The organism is Pseudomonas sp. BF-R-19, from assembly GCF_019956445.1.
GTDB classification, from domain to species: Bacteria; Pseudomonadota; Gammaproteobacteria; order Pseudomonadales; family Pseudomonadaceae; genus Aquipseudomonas; species Aquipseudomonas fluorescens_BH.
Window position 1 is genome coordinate 40352 of sequence record NZ_JAHBDN010000040.1, and the last position, 17437, is coordinate 57788.

Annotated in this window: 20 protein-coding genes and 1 tRNA gene; 6 read left to right on the forward strand and 15 right to left on the reverse strand. The window is 60.5% G+C overall.

Features of this window, described 5'->3' with window-relative positions:
* Positions 1-22 precede the first annotated feature (22 nt).
* On the reverse strand, positions 23-1300 hold the full coding sequence (gene gabT / locus KGB28_RS08795; RefSeq protein WP_223444247.1) for a 4-aminobutyrate--2-oxoglutarate transaminase: 1278 nt from the start codon (positions 1298-1300) through the stop codon (positions 23-25).
* A 196-nt stretch (positions 1301-1496) separates the two neighbouring features.
* Entirely contained in the window at positions 1497-2939 is a 1443-nt protein-coding gene (gene gabD / locus KGB28_RS08800) for an NADP-dependent succinate-semialdehyde dehydrogenase (RefSeq protein WP_223444249.1), read from the reverse strand.
* Between the two features lie 349 nt (positions 2940-3288).
* Between gabD and KGB28_RS08805 the strand changes: the two genes are divergently transcribed.
* Positions 3289-3365, forward strand: a tRNA-Arg gene (locus KGB28_RS08805).
* 71 nt (positions 3366-3436) lie between these two features.
* Here the strand turns inward: KGB28_RS08805 and KGB28_RS08810 are convergent.
* The 4 genes from KGB28_RS08810 to KGB28_RS08825 all read right to left on the reverse strand — a co-directional run bounded on the left by KGB28_RS08810 (position 3437) and on the right by KGB28_RS08825 (position 5048).
* Complete coding sequence (locus KGB28_RS08810; RefSeq protein WP_223444251.1) at positions 3437-3745, reverse strand: type II toxin-antitoxin system RelE/ParE family toxin; 309 nt, start codon at positions 3743-3745, stop codon at positions 3437-3439.
* Positions 3742-4041 (reverse strand): type II toxin-antitoxin system Phd/YefM family antitoxin, encoded by a 300-nt coding sequence (locus KGB28_RS08815; protein ID WP_108219755.1) that lies wholly within the window; start codon positions 4039-4041, stop codon positions 3742-3744. The genes KGB28_RS08810 and KGB28_RS08815 overlap by 4 nt, the downstream gene beginning before the upstream one ends.
* A 120-nt stretch (positions 4042-4161) precedes the next feature.
* The gene (locus tag KGB28_RS08820; protein WP_223444253.1) at positions 4162-4431 is read right to left on the reverse strand and encodes a hypothetical protein; all 270 of its coding nucleotides are present in this window, start codon (positions 4429-4431) and stop codon (positions 4162-4164) included.
* 56 nt (positions 4432-4487) lie between these two features.
* Positions 4488-5048: a YbhB/YbcL family Raf kinase inhibitor-like protein gene (locus tag KGB28_RS08825; protein ID WP_223444255.1), complete on the reverse strand. Its 561-nt coding sequence runs from the start codon at positions 5046-5048 to the stop codon at positions 4488-4490.
* Between the two features lie 139 nt (positions 5049-5187).
* Between KGB28_RS08825 and KGB28_RS08830 the strand changes: the two genes are divergently transcribed.
* On the forward strand, positions 5188-6717 hold the full coding sequence (locus KGB28_RS08830; protein ID WP_223444257.1) for an FAD-dependent oxidoreductase: 1530 nt from the start codon (positions 5188-5190) through the stop codon (positions 6715-6717).
* 70 nt (positions 6718-6787) lie between these two features.
* On the opposite strand, the gene KGB28_RS08835 is transcribed toward KGB28_RS08830, so the two are convergent.
* The 7 genes from KGB28_RS08835 to KGB28_RS08865 form a co-directional block, all read right to left on the reverse strand.
* Positions 6788-8293 carry a YdgA family protein gene (locus tag KGB28_RS08835; RefSeq protein WP_223444258.1) on the reverse strand — a complete coding sequence of 502 codons (1506 nt, stop codon included), beginning with the start codon at positions 8291-8293 and terminating at the stop codon, positions 6788-6790.
* Positions 8294-8575: 282 nt separating this feature from the next.
* Complete coding sequence (locus tag KGB28_RS08840; protein ID WP_150726399.1) at positions 8576-9211, reverse strand: NADH:ubiquinone oxidoreductase subunit N; 636 nt, start codon at positions 9209-9211, stop codon at positions 8576-8578.
* A 92-nt stretch (positions 9212-9303) separates the two neighbouring features.
* Positions 9304-10752, reverse strand: a complete 1449-nt coding sequence (locus tag KGB28_RS08845) for an efflux transporter outer membrane subunit (RefSeq protein ID WP_223444261.1) — start codon at positions 10750-10752, stop codon at positions 9304-9306.
* Positions 10749-11636 carry an HlyD family secretion protein gene (locus KGB28_RS08850; RefSeq protein WP_223444262.1) on the reverse strand — a complete coding sequence of 296 codons (888 nt, stop codon included), beginning with the start codon at positions 11634-11636 and terminating at the stop codon, positions 10749-10751. Before KGB28_RS08850 ends, KGB28_RS08845 begins: the two co-directional genes overlap by 4 nt.
* Positions 11633-11842 carry a DUF1656 domain-containing protein gene (locus KGB28_RS08855; RefSeq protein WP_007987399.1) on the reverse strand — a complete coding sequence of 70 codons (210 nt, stop codon included), beginning with the start codon at positions 11840-11842 and terminating at the stop codon, positions 11633-11635. The genes KGB28_RS08850 and KGB28_RS08855 overlap by 4 nt, the downstream gene beginning before the upstream one ends.
* Positions 11839-13911 carry an FUSC family protein gene (locus KGB28_RS08860; RefSeq protein WP_223444263.1) on the reverse strand — a complete coding sequence of 691 codons (2073 nt, stop codon included), beginning with the start codon at positions 13909-13911 and terminating at the stop codon, positions 11839-11841. Before KGB28_RS08860 ends, KGB28_RS08855 begins: the two co-directional genes overlap by 4 nt.
* Positions 13908-14336: a MarR family winged helix-turn-helix transcriptional regulator gene (locus KGB28_RS08865; protein ID WP_223444265.1), complete on the reverse strand. Its 429-nt coding sequence runs from the start codon at positions 14334-14336 to the stop codon at positions 13908-13910. Before KGB28_RS08865 ends, KGB28_RS08860 begins: the two co-directional genes overlap by 4 nt.
* Before the next feature lie 199 nt (positions 14337-14535).
* Here KGB28_RS08865 and KGB28_RS08870 point away from each other — a divergent pair, with 199 nt between their 5' ends.
* Positions 14536-14814 carry an antitoxin of toxin-antitoxin stability system gene (locus tag KGB28_RS08870; protein WP_223444266.1) on the forward strand — a complete coding sequence of 93 codons (279 nt, stop codon included), beginning with the start codon at positions 14536-14538 and terminating at the stop codon, positions 14812-14814.
* Positions 14811-15092, forward strand: a complete 282-nt coding sequence (locus tag KGB28_RS08875) for a type II toxin-antitoxin system RelE/ParE family toxin (protein ID WP_223444267.1) — start codon at positions 14811-14813, stop codon at positions 15090-15092. The genes KGB28_RS08870 and KGB28_RS08875 overlap by 4 nt, the downstream gene beginning before the upstream one ends.
* 4 nt (positions 15093-15096) lie before the next feature.
* Here the strand turns inward: KGB28_RS08875 and KGB28_RS08880 are convergent, their stop codons facing one another.
* Both KGB28_RS08880 and KGB28_RS08885 read right to left on the reverse strand, forming a co-directional pair.
* Positions 15097-15342, reverse strand: a complete 246-nt coding sequence (locus tag KGB28_RS08880) for a DUF2789 domain-containing protein (RefSeq protein ID WP_150673736.1) — start codon at positions 15340-15342, stop codon at positions 15097-15099.
* 137 nt (positions 15343-15479) lie between these two features.
* Positions 15480-15941, reverse strand: coding sequence for an aminoacyl-tRNA deacylase (locus tag KGB28_RS08885; RefSeq protein WP_007975646.1), 462 nt, complete (start codon positions 15939-15941; stop codon positions 15480-15482).
* Between the two features lie 199 nt (positions 15942-16140).
* Between KGB28_RS08885 and KGB28_RS08890 the strand changes: the two genes are divergently transcribed.
* Positions 16141-16674: an NfeD family protein gene (locus KGB28_RS08890; RefSeq protein ID WP_223444268.1), complete on the forward strand. Its 534-nt coding sequence runs from the start codon at positions 16141-16143 to the stop codon at positions 16672-16674.
* Positions 16675-16676: 2 nt separating this feature from the next.
* On the forward strand, positions 16677-17435 hold the full coding sequence (locus tag KGB28_RS08895; RefSeq protein WP_095945030.1) for a slipin family protein: 759 nt from the start codon (positions 16677-16679) through the stop codon (positions 17433-17435).
* The last annotated feature ends 2 nt before the right edge of the window (positions 17436-17437 follow it).

Here is a 17437-nt window from a genome sequence, read left to right on the forward strand (position 1 = left end):
GTGGATCAGGTCACACTGGGGATCAGAGCTCGGAGAAGCACTCTTCGATGATCGCCAGGCCTTTGTCCAGTTGCTCGTCCGGCGAGGTCAGCGGTACCAGGACGCGCAGAACGTTGCCGTAGGTGCCGCAGGACAGCAGGATCAGACCCTTGTCGCGAGCCTTGGCCACAACGGACGCCACGGCTGCGGCGTTCGGCTTGTGGCTGTCGCCGTTTTCGAACAGCTCGACCGCGATCATCGCGCCCAGGGCACGGACTTCACCGATCACCGGGTACTTGGCCTGGATGGCCTTCAGGCCGGTTACCAGACGCTCGCCAACAGCCTTGCAACGATCCAGCAGGTGTTCTTCTTCGAACACTTCCATCACGGCCAGGGCCGCGGCGCAAGCGATCGGGCTACCGGCGTAGGTGCCGCCCAGGCCGCCTGGAGCGATGGCGTCCATGTATTCGGCCTTGCCGCACACACCGGCCAGCGGGAAGCCGCCAGCGATGGATTTGGCGAAGGTGGTCAGGTCGGCAGCAACGCCCATCTGTTCCATGGCGAAGAACGTACCGGTACGGCCAGCGCCAGTCTGTACTTCGTCAGCGATCAGCAGGATGCCGTGCTGGTCGCACAGGGCACGCAGACGCTTCATGAATTCTTTAGGCGCGACGTAGAAACCGCCTTCGCCCTGAACCGGTTCGATGATGATCGCGGCGATGTCTTTCGGCTCGGCGTCGTTCTTGAAGATGCGTTCGATGGAAGCGATCGAATCGTCGATGCTCACGCCGTGCAGTTCGTTCGGGTACAGCGCGCGGAAGATGCCGCCTGGCATCAGGCCCATGCCGGCCGAGTAAGGTACGACTTTACCGGTCAGGCCCAGGGTCATCATGGTGCGACCGTGGTAGGCGCCGGTGAAGGCGATCACGCCGGCACGGCCAGTGGCGGCACGGGCGATCTTGATGGAGTTTTCCACAGCTTCGGAGCCGGTGGTCACCAGCAGGGTTTTCTTGTCGAAATCACCTGGGACCTTGGCGTTGATTTTTTCGCACACTTCCACGTACGGCTCGTAGGCCAGAACCTGGAAGCAGGTGTGGGTCAGCTTGTTCAGCTGCTCGGTCACGGCGGCGATGATTTTCGGGTGCACGTGGCCGGTGTTCAGCACAGCGATACCGCCGGCGAAGTCGATGAACTCACGACCTTCAACGTCGGTTACGGTCGCGTTCTTCGCAGAATCGGCGAAGATCGGGTGAATCTGGCCAACACCACGTGGTACAGCAGCGGTACGGCGGGCCATCAAAGAAGCGTTAGTCTTGCTCATACATTCCTCATTCACCGCTCATCGGGCGGCGTGGTTCAAGGATAAAGCGACGGGGAGCAACGGCGGCAGCATGCGATGATCGACTGCCACAGTGTTCCCGGCCACAGAGAAAATTCCGGTTTTACGCACGCAAAGGGACAGCGCTCTCGTGCCCTTTGCGTTTCAAGCAATACCTTCCCGGCTTATACCTTCGAGCTTAGATGCCCAGGCAGAGGTATTTGATTTCCAGGTAATCTTCGATGCCGTACTTGGAGCCTTCACGGCCCAGGCCCGAGGCCTTGATGCCGCCGAACGGCGCGACTTCGTTGGAGATCAACCCGGTGTTGACGCCGACCATGCCGTATTCCAGGGCTTCAGCCACACGGAACACACGACCCAGGTCACGAGCATAGAAGTACGAGGCCAGACCGAACTCGGTGTCGTTGGACATCGCGATCACATCGGCTTCGTCTTTGAAGCGGAACAGTGGCGCCAGTGGGCCGAAGGTTTCTTCCTTGGCCACGGCAGCGTTGTTCGGCACGTTGGTCAGGATGGTCGGCTCGAAGAAGTTGCCTTCCATCGGCTTGCCGCCGGACAACACGGTGGCGCCTTTGGAAATGGCGTCGGCAATGTGCTCTTGCACCTTGGCCACGGCTTTTTCGTCGATCAGCGGGCCAGTGGTGGTGCCGTCTTCCAGACCGTTACCGATCTTGAGCTTGGCCACAGCCACTTTCAGCTTCTCGGCGAATGCGTCGTAGACCGAATCCTGAATGTACAGGCGGTTGGCGCAGACGCAGGTCTGACCATTGTTGCGGTATTTGGAAATGATCGCGCCTTCGACGGCCTTATCCAGGTCCGCGTCGTCGAACACGATGAACGGAGCGTTGCCGCCCAGTTCCAGGGACACTTTCTTGATGTCCTTGGCGCATTCCGACATCAGTTGACGACCGATTTCAGTCGAACCGGTGAAGGACAGCTTGCGCACGATCGGGTTGCTGGTCAGCTCGCTGCCGATGTCGCCGGCGCTGCCGGAAACCACGCTGAACACGCCAGCCGGGATGCCGGCACGCTGGGCCAGTTCGGCCAGGGCGAAGGCGGAGAAAGGAGTTTGCGAAGCAGGCTTGAGCACCATGGTGCAACCGGCGGCCAGGGCCGGGCCGGCTTTACGGGTGATCATTGCAGCCGGGAAGTTCCACGGGGTGATTGCAGCGGTCACGCCGATTGGCTGCTTGATCACGATCAGGCGCTTGTCTGGCTGGTGGCCCGGAATCACGTCACCGTAGATGCGCTTGGCTTCTTCGGCGAACCATTCGATGAAGGAAGCGGCGTAGACGATTTCGCCCTTGGCTTCGGCCAATGGCTTGCCTTGCTCCAGGGTCATCAGGCGAGCCAGGTCTTCCTGGTTCTCGATGATCAGCTCGAACCAGCGACGCAGCTTGGTCGCACGTTCTTTGGCGGTCAGTGCACGCCAGGCCGGCAGCGCTTTGTCAGCAGCTTCGATCGCACGGCGGGTTTCGGCAGCGCCCATTTTCGGCACGGTGCCCAGGATTTCGCCCGTTGCCGGGTTGTTGACCTTGATCGTCTGACCATTGTCCGCATCAACCCACGCGCCATCGATGAAGGCTTGCTGGCGGAACAACTGGGTGTCTTTAAGCTGCATGTCGGCTTTCCTTAACAGCACCGCAATGAATGCGGAGCAAATTATGATTGTAGAAAGGCGCCTCGATAGGCTGCCGTCAGGGAAATCATTCACCGGGCTGAAGCACATAAATAGCGCACTGATTCAAATCGTGCGGTTCAGCACCCAGACAAGAGCGTTTGAAATCTCAAACGAATCCTAGGATCAAAGGGGGTAAAGGACAATAGCCTGTTCGAAAAAAAGAACGAAAACGACGCTTTTGCCTATTTTTTCTGATCAACGTAGCAAACGCCCGTTACAGCTTTAAAAAAACGCAGGCGATTCAGCAGCATGGACGCCCGCAGTGCATATGAGTATCATGGCGCCCGCTGCACCAGTAGCTCAGCTGGATAGAGTACTGCCCTCCGAAGGCAGGGGTCGTGGGTTCGAATCCCGCCTGGTGCACCATACGTTGTAACGAGAAAGCCTCAGGCCTTATGGGTCTGGGGCTTTTTTGTGGGTGTTTGAAGGCTTGGCGCCTAATTGTCAATGCTGTTTTTTTCAAACAGCCGGGCGATGTCTCTCGCACTGTGCAGTACGCGTTCGACCTTGATCTCGTCGCCCACCCAACAGTAGAAAACCAGATATCTGCCATGGGCAAGCATTCGCAATCCCTTGGCGCAATCGTCTCTTGAAACACCCAGGTTCGGTTGATCGATCAATCGTGTGCACTGCATGCGTAGCTCGCGCACAAACGTCCGGGCCCGTTCAGGGTTGTCTCGGGCGATAAAACGAGCGACTTGCAGCAGATCGTCCCGTGCCAATGCAGAGAAAAGCAATTGCCTCATGGGCGGTTTTGCTCGGCTGCTACCTCATCTATCAGCGCATCAAGCTCGGCAAACACGGTATCGGCAGCAATGGCCGGACGCGGATCGTTGCGGCTGGCCGCAATGGCTTCACGAAGTTCGGCAGCGTGTAGCCGATCCAGCAGCTGTTGATAGGCCGCGTGCGGTAAAAGATAGGCGGCAGGGCGATTGTGGTTGAGCACGGCAACAGGCTCGGAACCCGCTTGCTCGATGACAGTGCTCGGGCTGCGCTTGAGTTCGGTGATGCTGACCGAACGGCTTGCAAGTAGCTGTTCCATGACGGCCTCAAAGGTACGAAAAAAAGTACCTTATAGTGTTCCATTCCCTGCATGAGGGTCAACGAATCTCCGACCGGTGCTGTCCTGGCCCACAAAAAAAAACCGCCGAAGCGGTTTTTTTCATTCTGTCGTCCAGTCGAACTCGTCGTACTCATCATCGTCCTCGTCGTCCTCGAAAAACTCCTCTTCAAGGTCGTCGTCTTCAACAACATCCTCTTCCGGCTGGTTCAGCAGAAAATCCTTGCGACTCTCGGTAATCGCTCGCCGCAGTTCCTCGCCCTTTTGTGGGCAGTTGAGCATTTGGGCGATGCGGTCGATTTTTTTTGCCACGGCATCCTCCAACGCATCGGCTATAGCCTGATAGTGCGCGCTTTCGGGGGTGGATGCCAAATCCCCGGAATGCCGCGAACTTCAGTTTTCGGCAAATCCGCTGGGGCGATCAGCCTTCAGCGGTGATAGCGCCGCACTACGCTGCTGTTTTTCAGGACATGGCCTTTGATTTTTTCCAGCAGTTGCGCACGGGTCAGGCCGGCGGGCAAGGCGTCCGGGGCCAGGTCCAGGGCGTAGATCTGGATGATGTAGTGGTGCGCGCTGTCGCCAATAGGTGGGCAGGGGCCGATGTAGCCGGTGGTGTTTTTGCTGTTGGTACCGCCAACACCCTCGAGGCCGGGTTTGCTCCCGGCGCCCGCCGGGATCTGGTGGGTAGCGGCCTTGATGCCGTAATGCACCCAGTTATCGACGCCCTGGCCTTTCTGGCCGTCTGGGTCGTGCATGACGATGGCGTAGCTTTGGGTCGCTTCCGGGCCGGCGTTCCAGTTCAATGCCGGGGAAATGTTATGCCCGCCACAACCCGCGGAATCGCTCGCAGCGGCCGACGTGAACAGACGGTCATCGGAGACCCCGGGAATATTCAGGGTGAAGCGTTCCTGGGCCTGTGCCGGGAACTGCACGCAAAGGGCGACTGCCAAGGCCGCGAGCCAAGGGTTCATTGAGGTCAATCGGGGCATACCGGAGCACCTTGTGCGTGTTGGGCCGTCGTCGGCGTGCAAACTATATCCGGACCGTTCACGCCGTGGCAGGGGCAATTGGCTGAACCTCGCGATAAGTACCAGACTCATAAGTGAAACGTCTGTCTGGAGAGCGATCATGACTCTGCATCGCGTTGCGCGTGTCGCCAATGTGCCCGAAGACCGGGGTCTGGAAGTGCAGGTCCAGGACAGCAAGATTCTGCTGTTGCGGGCCGGCGAACAACTGCGCGCTTATCAGGCCGAATGCCCGCACGCCGGAGCCCCGCTGGCTGACGGTGCGGTATGCAACGGGCGCCTGACCTGTCCGTGGCACAAGGCGCAGTTTCGGATCGAGGATGGCGGGCTGTGTGAGCCGCCAGCCCTGGACAGCCTCAAGCGCTATCCCCTTGAAGTGCGTGACGGCGACATCTGGGTCGGCGACCAGCCGATGCCGGGTGCCCACACGCCACCGGCCGACGATCCACGAACCTTCATCATTGTCGGCGCTGGCGCGGCAGGCACGGCGGCGGCAGCGTGTTTGCGCGAGAAAGGTTTCGGCGGCCGGTTACTGTTGATCGACTGCGAAGCCGATGCCGGATACGACCGCACCGCGCTGAGCAAGTACGTGATCGCCGGAGAGATGCCGCTGGACGAAGTCCCGCCGCTGCGTGACGAGGACTTTTACCGCGAGCAGCGGATCGAGCGCCTGCAGGGCGAAGTGGCAAGCCTGGATGCGTCAAACCGGACGCTGCGGCTGACGGACGGCCAAACACTGACATACGACGCCGCGCTGTTGGCCACCGGCGGCGTGCCCAACCCGCTGACGCTGCCGGGCGCCGACCTGCCGCAAGTGTTCGTCTTACGCTCCAAAGCCCATGCGCAACAGATTCTGGACAGCGCCAGCGCCGGCCAGCGGGTGGTGATCATCGGTGACAGTTTCATTGCCATGGAGTCCGCCTCGTCCCTGCGCCAGCTTGGCCTGCACGTGACCGTGCTGGCCCGCCACGAAGTGCCGTTTGCCAAACAGTTCGGCGACACGGTCGGCAAGGCCATTCGCGCACGACATGAAGCCAATGGCGTCGTGTTTCATACCCAGGGCAATGCGGTACAGATCGAAGGGACGGACAAGGTCGAAGCCGTGCGCCTGGACAACGGCCAACGCCTGGCGGCCAATCTGGTGCTGGTCGGCATTGGCGTCACGCCAGCCACTGCGGCCTTTACCGGCTTGCCGAAGGAGCAGGACCGCTCGCTGCGTGTCGATGGCGCAATGCGCGTGGCCGACGGCCTCTGGGCAGCTGGCGATATCGCAACGTTCCCGCTGAACAAGCAACACCTGCGCATCGAACACTGGCGACTGGCCCAACAGCAGGCGCGGATCGCCGCGGCCAATATGCTGGGCGGTGACGAGCATTACCTCGACGTGCCGTTTTTCTGGACCTGGCATTTCGGTAAAACCTACGACTACCTCGGCCACGCCGAGGCCTGGGACGAAGTCGAGTTCAAGGGCGACCCCTACGATCCGCCTTTCATTGGCCTGTTCGGCAAAAACGGTGTGGTGTCGGCGGCGGTAGCCTGCGAGATGGATCGGACAATGGCGATGCTCGCCGAGCGGATGAAACAACCGCTGCCATGGGAAGAGGCATGGCGCCTGATCCGTGACGTCCCCTAGGGGGCGGACAGCAAAACGCCCGACGCCTGCGCGATGCAGAGGCCGGGCGTTGCAGAGTTAACAGCCGCCGTTACTCGGTGGCACCAGCATCTGCGAACTTGCTCATCACAAAACTGGCAAACTCTTCGACGGTCATTTTCTGGCCGTTGAAGTCCACCTGATTGTTGGCGTAACGCAAGTTGGTGACGATGTTATTGCCGTCCAGTTTTGCCAGTTGGCTGCCGACCGCCATGCTGCTGAACATGTCCGCGGTGGCGGTGGCCTGGTCGGCAATCAGCTTGGCGTCGGTCTGACCGTCGATTTGCGATTGCACGGTGAGCACATCGACCAGCATCGGTTTGGACACTTGCAGTTTGAAGTCCAGCAGCGCGATCAGCTGTCTGACCAACTGATCGGTCGGCAGATCGATGGCCTGTGGCTTGGTCAGGTCGAGCACCATGTTGGCGCGGCTCTCACCGTTGGCGGTGTTGAACGACAGGTTTTCCAGGGCCACCTGCGGACCGGCCGCCAGCAGTTTTTCCAGGCTGGACTTGAGCAGTGCTTCTTCGGCTTCGGTCAGTTTCAGCTCTGGCGCCGGCAGGCCGGCCGCCGCTGCTTCGGCCGCCGCCCTTTCATACGGCTGCAGTTTGCTCTGGTAAACCTGCATCAATGACAGGGTGGCCGGAATGTCGAGGTTCTTCAGGCTCATGGCCAGCGCCCCGGAACCGATGGTCTTGCCGTTCAGGGACACGTCGCCGACCTTGTAGTCGGCACGCCCGGAGACGTTGCTACCCTTTTCTTCAGTCAGGTTTTTCATTTCGAATTTCTTGAAGTCCAGCACCGACTGCGTGACGCCAAAAGTCGATTTGCCGCTGGCCAGCTCAAGAACGTTTTCGCCGGTGTAGAAACCGTAGGTACTTTTTGTCAGGTTGCTGGCCAGGGTCAGGCCGTTCAATTCAACCTGCACCGGTGCCTGATCCTCGGACACGGTGGTCACCTTCAGGCTGTCCATGTAGCCGCTGGCCTTGACCTTCTGCGCCTTGGCGCTGGCGTCGACGTCCATGCTCAGGCCGGAGAACTTCAAGCTCGACTTGTCATCCAGGGCCATTTCCAGCGGCTGCAACTCGAGGGTGCCATTGGTAGAGTTGTCATAACCGATGTTGACCACGCCGGTCAGCGGGGATTTGTCCTTGGCGGCGGCAAACCACTTCTCGGTGGACGGGGTCTTTTCCAGTTCGTAGTGACTGGTCGCCAGGACCGGCAGCCACTTCAGCGACATCAGGCGCGAGAACGGCAACGGGCCGTGTTCGATGTGATCGACAAACAGCAACTCGACCGGCGCTTCGCCGAACATTTCGCCTTCGCCCTTGAGGCGGTAGTGCGCGGTGCTGCTGAATACATGACGCTCCAGCGACACCAGTTCCAGCGACGCTGTCCCGTTGGAACCGACCATCGCCGCCTGCAATTCCTTATTGGTATCGGCAATCGAGGTGTTCAACACACCTTCGATCTTGGTGCCGGTGAACCAGGCTCCGCCTGCGCTGATGGCACCGATTGCGACAACAATTCCCAGTAGCACGCCTGCTGATTTATTCATGTATGCCCCGTTCATGTCCGTTGTAGAAAGTGAGGTCGTCTTCCCTGAACCCATGAAGGGTTGCGGCTCGACTGTACTGAAAGTGAATTGCAGATTAGCACCGGGTGCGACGAACGGCTCAATGATTAAAGGTGAAAGAGTGTCTTGGGGGGGTGTTCGCTGGGCTGGGGATTCTTTGCGCCTATACAATCGCCTTCGCGAGCAAGCCCGCTCCCACATTGGAATGCGTATTCCTGTGGGAGCGGGCTTGCTCGCGAAGGCGTCAGCCTTGCCAACATCGAATCAGGAATACTGGACCTCGATCTCATCCAGTTGATGATCAAAACTTTTGAGCCGCGCAGTCCAGGTGTATACCAGCACTTCGAAGTCGCGGTTGATCACCGCCCCGCCCGTCACTTCCTCGCGCGGGTCGCAGAAGTCCAGTTGATAGCGTTCGCGGGCCATGGCCGTGGCGACATCGGCCAGTTCCCGGGCATTGCTGAGCCAGTGCCGACCGTCGTCAGCCACTTGCCGGTCCAGCGCCAGGCATTGTTTTTTCAGGGTCTCGAGGCTTTTTTCCAGCGGCGTGCCGGTCAATTCGCCCATGACTTCCTGAAAGGTGCGCCCCGGTTGCCAGTAACTGCCCCAGAAATAGCGGTCGAACACCGTTTCGACACGACGCAATGCCACCTTGGTGTCCCAGATCAGGACCAGGGTCTTGCCTTGTTCGAGTTGTCTTTTCTTGATGCGTTGGTTCTGGACCGAGGCCCAAGCCACCACCGCAATGGACATCACGGCAATCAGCGCGGCGGCACTGTCGAGGAACACCAGAGCCTTGTCGATCTGGTGGGCCAGCATGATGCCGTAGAAATAGGTGGCCGACAGCAGCACCAACGCCACGATGGCGCACCAGAAGCCGAGAGCGTAAGGGTTTTTCATTATTGGTTTCCCCCTGACCTGCGCGAGCCTTGTGCGAAGAAAGGGCGCTTTGCACAGGGCGCCCTCCAACACTTCAAAGCATAGCAACGGCCTCAGGGTTTGCCGGAGTTCGACGCTTGCGTTCGTCCGCTTTCCCAACCGCCGCCCAAGGCGAGGAACAAATCGATCTGACTGGCGGCAACCTGGGTGTTCGCGGCCGCCAGTTGCGCCGTGACGTCGATGTAGGTGCGGGTGGCTTGCAGGTCCGCCAGGAACGAGGCGCGGCCGGCCTGGAAGAAGCGGTGCGTCTGGTCGGCCGCCAGTTTTGCCGATTGCTCGGCATCGGCCAGTGCGTCGCGGCGCTGCAGCAATGCCGTGTACTGGGCCAGGCCAGTCTGGGTCTCGCGAATGGCGTTGAGTACCACCCCATCGAAATGCGCCAGGGTCGCCTGGGTCACCGCTTCGGCTTCGCGGATGCGCGCCCGGGCGCCGTTGGTCGGCACGTTCCAGGTCAGCGACGGGCCGAAGCCCCAGCGGTTGGTGGACGGATCGCCGAGATCGTCGAGGATACCGACGGTACCGATGGTCGCGCCGATGCTGATATTCGGGTACAGCTCGCCCGTGGCGACGCCAATACCGGCCGTCGCGGCCGCCAGCCGACGCTCGGCCTGCCGTACATCAGGACGACGCTTGAGCAATGCGGCGCCATCGCCCACCGGAATCAATTGCGCGATTTTTGGCAGCTCGTCGCAGGTGGCGGTGCCGGCCGGCAGTTGATCCACCGGTTTGGCCAGCAACATCGACAAGCGGTACAGCCCGGCCTGACGCGCGGCTTCATAGCGCGGCATGTCGGCGCGCAGGGATTTGAATTGGGTTTGCGAACGGGTGACCTGGGTTTCGTCACCACGTCCGGCATCGCGCAGGCGCTGGATCAGCGTGGTGCTCTGGGCTTGCAGGTCGAGGGAATGCTGGGCGATTTCCCGCTCCTCATTGGCCGCACACACTTGGGTGTAGGCGCGAACCACATCGGCCACCACGGTGATGCGTGCAGTATCGGCGGCTGCCTGCGTCGCATCGGCATTGGCCTTGGCCGCTTCGATACCGCGTTGCAAGGTGCCGAACAGGTCGAACTGGTACGACGCGCTGATGCCGATATCGCCGATGTTGGCCACCGGCACTTTTTCCGGCAGCAGGAAGGCCTGGCCGGACTCCTGCAAGCGCTGGGCGCCCATCTGCACGCCGCCGCTCCAGCCGCCCGCCGCTTGTGCCTCTTCGACCTGAGCGCGAGACCGCGACAGACTGGCCGCCGCCACCCGCAAATCGGTGTTGGAAGCCATGGCCTGTTGTACCAACTGGTCGAGTCGCGGGTCCTTGTACAAACGCCACCAATCGGCCGGCACCGGTGCGGACACCACCGTTTTACCGTCGACCGCCAGATCGCCCTGCAAGTCTGGACGATGAACAGCCGCCTCTTCAGGCAAATGATAATCCGGCCCGACCATCTGACACGCCGACAGCAGCAAGCCTAACCCGGCGACCGCCAAACCCGAGGCCTTGCTCATTGCGCCGGCTCCCGCTTCTGATCGTCGATGATCGATACCGTGGCGGTGCGCCCGGCGATCATGCGGAAATCTTCCGGCACGTCATCGAAAGCGATGCGCACCGGAATCCGCTGGGCCAGCCGCACCCAGCTGAACGCCGGATTGACGTTGGGCAGCAGGTTGTTGCCGCTGGTGCGGTCGCGGTCTTCGATACCGGCGACGATGCTCTCCACATGCCCGCGCAGGCGCGCATTGTCGCCGATCACCCGGATGTCGACGCTTTGCCCGATATGGATGCCGTTCAGTTTGGTTTCTTCGAAATAGCCATCGATATGGAACGAGTTGCTGTCGACCACCGACAACACCGGACGCCCGGCGCTGACGAACTCCTGGGCCCGTGGCGCGCGGTCGTTGACGTAGCCGTCCACCGGGCTGCGGATCACCGAGCGGTCGAGGTTGAGCTGCGCGCTGTCCACCGCCACCTGGGCTTCCATCAAGGCCACTTGGGCGCGGGCCACTTTCGACTGGCTTTCTTCCAGTTGCTCACCCGGCACCAGGTTGCCAAGACCCTTGTTCCGCCTGGCCTCGCGCTGGGCCTGGGCCAGGGTTTCTTCGCGGTCGGCGACGGCCGCTTTCGCCTGGCGCAGGGCCAGCCTGAAGCGGTCCGGATCGATGCTGAACAGCACCTGGCCGCGCTTGACCAACTGGTTGTCGCGCACCTCCACTTGCTGGATCAGCCCGGAGACATCCGGCGCGATTTGCACGATGTCGGCACGGATGTGCCCATCGCGGGTCCAGGGCGCGAACATGTAATACATCACCATGCGCCAGACCACGACAACGGCGAAGCACACGATCAGCAGGGTCAACACCACGCGACCGAGGGTTAGAAACGGTTTTTTCATGTCATCAGGTATCGACTGAGTGAGTCCACGGCGCCAAGCAGCAAGGCGTAGAGAGCCACGTTGAACAATGCCCGGTGCCAGACCAGACGGTAAAAGTGCAGGCGCGTCAGCACCCCGTGCACCAACAGGTACAACACATACGTAATGCCCATCAGCACCAGTAGCGTGGGCAGGAACACCCCGCTCAGATCCAGGTCACCGATCATAAAGGCGCTCCATCAATGCCATGGGGAAGCGGTTCTTCGGGCTCGGCGGAACCGACGAATTCGACGCCGGGCAACAGTGCCAGGCGCAGGCCGCTCAGGGCGTGCAGCAAGTGCCGACGGGTTTCATCATCGCCGGCACCGCTGAGGGCGCGACGCGTGCGGTCGAGGGTCATCAGCAACGGGCTCGGTGCCTGCAAGCGCTCACCGGCCTTGAGACAGGCCTTGAAGTACTCGCCCACCTCGGTCACCACCTGGCGCAGTAGCACCTGCGGTACACCAAGGACCCGCGGCGTATAAGCGAGCAGGTCCAACAGATTCAGCGCCACCCGCACTTCCCGCAGCGCCACGCCGGAGTCCTGGCCGGTCATGGCCAGGCGCGGCAGATGCTGCATCAGCCGATCGAGCATCCGTATGCCCAGAAGCCGATGCTCAGACAACGTGGCCGGCTCGGAGAGGCTGACGATGTCACGCCAGCTGAAACGGGTCAGGCGCTTGGCCGCCAGCTCGGCACCGAACGGCCGGGCAATCAGGGTCCAGATGAACGCGAACAGCAACCCCATGGGACCGGCCAGGTTGGAGTTGGCGAAACTGAGGAAGTCCGCGTCGTAAGCGCCCTGAATGCTGATGAAGGACGAAGTGTTGACCAGGGTCAGCAACATGCCCAGGTAAAACTGCGGCTTGACCGTCAGGGTTCCGACGCAAATGAACGGCACGGCAAACGCCAGCACCAGCATCGGAAAGTCATGCAGGTTGGGCAACACCAGAAACAGATAAAGGCTGGCGAACACCACCGACATCGCTGTCCAGAAAAAGAACCGGTAAATCTGCGGCGCCGGGTCGTCCATCGAGGCAAAGAAACTGCACGCCACCGCCGCCAGGATCACTGCGCTGCCACCATCGGTCCAGCCGAGCAGAATCCACAATACCGAGGCGACAATGATTGCCGTAACGGTCGATGCTGCGGAGTAAAACATCAGGCCGCGATCCAGGAACGGCGATAGTCGTCCCAGTCGCCAGTGACGATACACCGCGCGCCAGCTGTCCTGGCTTTCGCACTGGATGGCGTATTGCAGGCTGCGGCAGTCCTGCCACAAATCGATCCACTCGCCGAGACGGTAAATGGCGTTGGAGAACAGCAGTTGCTTGCGGTCGTCCAGCGCTTCGGGAGCTGGTTGCAGGGCCTCGAGTTGATCCTTCAGGGCTTGCCAGCGGACGAGATCGGCATCCTTGTGCTCGAGCCATTCGGTGGTGGCGGCCAGCAAGGGTGCAAACTTGTCCACAAGCTCCGGGGTGCGCCGTTCCAGGGCGTAAAGCGCGTCGTCGAGGGCATCGATCACTGGCAACAGGTGAATCATCCGTCCGCGCAATTCCTTGGTATTGCGCACTGTCTGCGGACGCGAGCCTTCGTGGGGCAACTGACCGATCATCAACTCCAGGGAGTTGAACGTGGCGACCATCGATGCGCGCAACGCGCTGACTTCTTCAGGCTGCACGTTGCGGCCCAGGAAGCGCAGGCTGTAGGTCGATGCATCGGTAAACCACTTGCTCACCGAATCATTGAACACCGGCGCCAGGCGCCGGGGCCAGAACATGGCACCGACCACCGCCGCCACGGCGATGCCGAGAAAGATTTCTTCGGTCCGTGCCTCGGCCACGTCCCATACCCCCAACGGGTTGTTCACCACAGGCAGGGCAATCAACGGCAAGGTGTATCCGGCGAGCATCAAGGCGTAGTTGTTGGCCGTGCGCAAATGCAGGGACAGAAACAGCAGCGTCCCGGTCCACAGCGCAATAACCACCACCAGCACGTAAGGGCTCTGCACGAACATCGGCACGAACAGAACCGCCGCCGCAGCGCCGATAAAGGTGCCGACCGCCCGGTACAGCGCCTTGGAACTGGTAGGGCCGAGAAACGGGCTGGAAACGATGTACACCGTGGCCATCGCCCAGTACGGACGCGGCATTTGCATGAGCAGGGCGATGTACAGCGCGATCATCGATGCGGCGAAGGTTCGGACTCCGTAGAACCAGTCCCGCGCCGGGGGCATGCCAGAGAAAAATCCGTTCAAGAGTTGGCCACCGATGGCGGCGTGGCCGCTTCAAAAGCTCTCAGTACCCGCAGCGTAGCCTCCAGATCACTCTGGTCGATGCCTTCAAGGACTTCGTGGCGCAAGCGCACCAGTTCCACTTCGACCGCCTGCACCAGCTCCCGACCGGTTTCGGTCAGGCTCAGGCATTTGGCACGACGGTCCTGTACATCTTCGGTGCGGCAGACGTAGCCGCCATGGCACAACTGATCGAGCAAGCGCACCAGCGACGGGCTCTCCATCCCGGCTGCCTGGGCCACCGTCACCTGCCGCACACCCTCGCCCAGACGCCCGATCATCAACAGCGGAACGGCGCAGGCTTCGGAGATTCCATAGTTGGCCAGCGTGGTCTGGCAGATTTTGCGCCAATGCCTGGCGGCCACCACCATGGCACTGCTGATGTTCATCTGGAGAACGTCGAGGTTATTCGGCACGAGGGAAAATACACACTGTTAGTTTGCTAACTATCAATATTGCATTGGAGGGGATTTTCCGTCAAGTTTTGAAACACATTGGCTTCCATCCGTCGCGAAGCCATACGGGGTGAACCAGCTACCGTACTGAAAATGTATATACTTTGTCAGCACTACAACTGAGAAGGCAGCCATGTCGAAACAAGCCGTTTTTACAATGAAACTTGAGTCTGAATTGCGTGAACAGTTCATGGCAGAGGCAGAAGCCGCTCATCGTCCTGCCTCACAAATCGTTCGGGAAATGATGCGTCAGTTCGTTCAAACCCAGCAGCAAGCTCGCGAATACGAAGAGTTCCTGCAGCGCAAAGTGGACACCGCACGCGCTTCGATGCGCGCCGGCGACGGGCTGACAAATGATGAAATCGAGGCAGAGTTCGCTGTCAGGCGCAGGCGGGCCGAGCTACAGGAATGAAAATAATATGGACGAAAGAAGCAGCACAGGACCGTGCAGACATTTGGGATTACCTGCATGCCGTTAACCCGAAAGCAGCCATCGACATGGACAACCGGTTCAGCGATGCGCTATCCCGGCTTGCCCAATACCCGCAAAGCGGCCCTGCCGGGATCATTTCAGGCACTCGCGAGCTGATTCCACATCAGAGTTACCGCATTGTCTACGAACAGGGACTGGACGCCATCTGGATACTCGCGCTGGTCCATACCTCCCGACAGTGGCCGCCCGGACGATGACGATTCACACCCCCCGCCCCTTCCTCAGCAGCACATCCAGCTGATCCACCACTTCCGCCCAATCCGCGTCATCGAGTATCTCCTCACGCAGAAGCTCCGCCTGACTCGGGTTCCAGAAAAATGCATCCGCAAGGTGCAGCTCCGGTTTGAGCGGTGAATGGGTGGCAATGAATTTATCGATGCTTTCGGCGTCGTCCGGCAGGCCGAGTTGCTTGAACAGGGAGGGAAGGTTGTGGGTTGGGCTTTCCATGTCTAGCTCCTGTGAACTGATTAAGGGACCGCTGCGCGGTCATCGCGAGCACGCTCGCTCCCACACGGTTCTGAGTCGATCACAAAACCTGTGGGAGCGAGCCTGCTCGCGATGACGTCAGCACTGACGAAAAAAACTCAATGACTCAACTCCCGCACCTCGGCATGCGGCACCATTTTCAGAAACTCGGGCATGTCCATGCGCACCAGGTTGACGTGGTTGCCGGCCTCCAGATAGATGTCTTTCTGCCGGGTCAGCAGCGGATCGATGACCACCTCCAACCCATAGGATTCACCCAGCGCCGGTACGGCACCGCGTTCGCAATCATCGAACAGGTGCGCCAGGTTGCTTTCGCGGGAAACCTGCCACTCACCGCTGCTGCGGACTTTGCTCAGGTCCAGGTGACGGCTGGCGGGCAGCACGGCCATCAGGTAATGCCCATGGTGATCGTCGAGGATCACCGATTTGGCCACCCGTTCGGCAGGAATACCTGCGACCCGTGCCGTTTCGAGGCTGCTGGCCGAGTGTGGGTGGCTGACGATGTCATATTCGCATTGAGCCTTTTCCAGGCTTCGCTGCACGGTTCTTGCCATACGCATGATGCACCTCGGTGCCCGCCATGACCGCTGGCGGACGATGGTTAAAGTTTTGCTTGCGTAGTAAAAGTCTAGGCCTGTCAGCGCGATCCGGCGGGAAATCCGCCCATCGGATGTCGATGGTAGTTGAGCAAAATTCATACCGGCCAAGGCTCAACTAAACTGAATGCAGAGCCACTCCACGACTCTCCCGGAGGGTCAAGTGAACACGCGTTGTTGTGCAGTTGCGTTGCTGTTGGCGTTGAGCGGATTGGCCGGCGCCGCCGACACGGTTGTGGTGCTATTGCCCAACCCCGTCGGGATCTGGCTGATCACCTTTGGCATCGCGTTCCTGATCGCCGAGGCGGCCCTGCCCAATTACGGCGTGATCGGCCTGGGCGGCATCGTGATGTTCGTGATCGGCGCGGTGATCCTGACCAATACCGATGTACCCGTGCCGTTGATGATAGGCCTGGGATTGGTCAGCGCGCTGTTGCTGATCTACCTGGTGTTTCACGCCCTGAAGACCCGACCACGCCACACGGTCAGCGGTGATGCCGGGCTGGTCGGCAGCGAAACGCCGGTCACTTCAGTACAGCTCGGCAACGCCTATGGCGGCTGGGTTCATCTGCAAGGAGAACGATGGCAAGTGCTCAGCGCGACGCCGCTGCAACCTGGGCAACAGGTGCGGGTGGTGGGGCGCAAGGGCTTGCTGCTGCAAGTGGCCGCGGCTGACGCGGCGCCGGGCGGAGAATAGTCATGGGTTTGCAATTGGGTCTTGTCGCGCTGCTACTGTTGATCATCGCACTGGCGGGGTCGACGTTCCGCATCCTGCGCGAATACGAGCGCGGCGTGGTGTTCCAGCTCGGGCGCTTCTGGCAGGTCAAGGGCCCTGGCCTGATCCTGCTGATTCCGGTGGTCCAGCAAATGGTCAGGGTCGATTTGCGCACCGTGGTGCTGGACGTGCCGCCGCAAGACGTAATCACCCGCGACAACGTGTCGGTCAAGGTCAACGCGGTGCTGTATTTCCGCGTACTCGATCCGCAGAAGGCAATCATCCAGGTCGAGGATTTCCTGGCCGCCACCAGCCAATTGGCGCAAACCACGCTACGGGCGGTGCTGGGTAAACACGAACTGGACGAACTGTTGGCCGAACGCGAACGCTTGAACCTGGACATCCAGCAAGTGCTCGACGCCCAGACCGACGCCTGGGGCATCAAGGTCGCCAACGTCGAGATCAAACACGTGGACCTCAACGAATCGATGATCCGCGCCATCGCCAAGCAGGCCGAAGCCGAAAGGGAACGGCGAGCCAAGGTGATCCACGCCGAGGGTGAATTGCAAGCCTCGGAAAAACTCATGCAGGCCGCCGAAATGCTTGGCCGCCAACCGGGGGCCATGCAGTTGCGCTACATGCAGACCCTGAGTTCGATTGCCGGCGACAAGAGCTCGACCATTGTCTTTCCGCTGCCGATCGAGTTGCTCAAGGGCATGGCGGACTTGTCGTCGAAATCCTGAAG

Bases quoted from the DNA above. Each gene is read 5' to 3' on its own strand.
- gabT (WP_223444247.1), bottom strand. From the start codon at position 1,300: ATGAGCAAGACTAACGCTTCTTTGATGGCCCGCCGTACCGCTGCTGTA.
- gabD (WP_223444249.1), bottom strand. From the start codon at position 2,939: ATGCAGCTTAAAGACACCCAGTTGTTCCGCCAGCAAGCCTTCATCGAT.
- KGB28_RS08810 (WP_223444251.1), bottom strand. From the start codon at position 3,745: ATGAGGCAATTGCTTTTCTCTGCATTGGCACGGGACGATCTGCTGCAA.
- KGB28_RS08815 (WP_108219755.1), bottom strand. From the start codon at position 4,041: ATGGAACAGCTACTTGCAAGCCGTTCGGTCAGCATCACCGAACTCAAG.
- KGB28_RS08825 (WP_223444255.1), bottom strand. From the start codon at position 5,048: ATGCCCCGATTGACCTCAATGAACCCTTGGCTCGCGGCCTTGGCAGTC.
- KGB28_RS08830 (WP_223444257.1), top strand. From the start codon at position 5,188: ATGACTCTGCATCGCGTTGCGCGTGTCGCCAATGTGCCCGAAGACCGG.
- KGB28_RS08835 (WP_223444258.1), bottom strand. From the start codon at position 8,293: ATGAATAAATCAGCAGGCGTGCTACTGGGAATTGTTGTCGCAATCGGT.
- KGB28_RS08840 (WP_150726399.1), bottom strand. From the start codon at position 9,211: ATGAAAAACCCTTACGCTCTCGGCTTCTGGTGCGCCATCGTGGCGTTG.
- KGB28_RS08845 (WP_223444261.1), bottom strand. From the start codon at position 10,752: ATGAGCAAGGCCTCGGGTTTGGCGGTCGCCGGGTTAGGCTTGCTGCTG.
- KGB28_RS08850 (WP_223444262.1), bottom strand. From the start codon at position 11,636: ATGAAAAAACCGTTTCTAACCCTCGGTCGCGTGGTGTTGACCCTGCTG.
- KGB28_RS08855 (WP_007987399.1), bottom strand. From the start codon at position 11,842: ATGATCGGTGACCTGGATCTGAGCGGGGTGTTCCTGCCCACGCTACTG.
- KGB28_RS08865 (WP_223444265.1), bottom strand. From the start codon at position 14,336: ATGAACATCAGCAGTGCCATGGTGGTGGCCGCCAGGCATTGGCGCAAA.
- KGB28_RS08870 (WP_223444266.1), top strand. From the start codon at position 14,536: ATGTCGAAACAAGCCGTTTTTACAATGAAACTTGAGTCTGAATTGCGT.
- KGB28_RS08875 (WP_223444267.1), top strand. From the start codon at position 14,811: ATGAAAATAATATGGACGAAAGAAGCAGCACAGGACCGTGCAGACATT.
- KGB28_RS08880 (WP_150673736.1), bottom strand. From the start codon at position 15,342: ATGGAAAGCCCAACCCACAACCTTCCCTCCCTGTTCAAGCAACTCGGC.
- KGB28_RS08885 (WP_007975646.1), bottom strand. From the start codon at position 15,941: ATGCGTATGGCAAGAACCGTGCAGCGAAGCCTGGAAAAGGCTCAATGC.
- KGB28_RS08895 (WP_095945030.1), top strand. From the start codon at position 16,677: ATGGGTTTGCAATTGGGTCTTGTCGCGCTGCTACTGTTGATCATCGCA.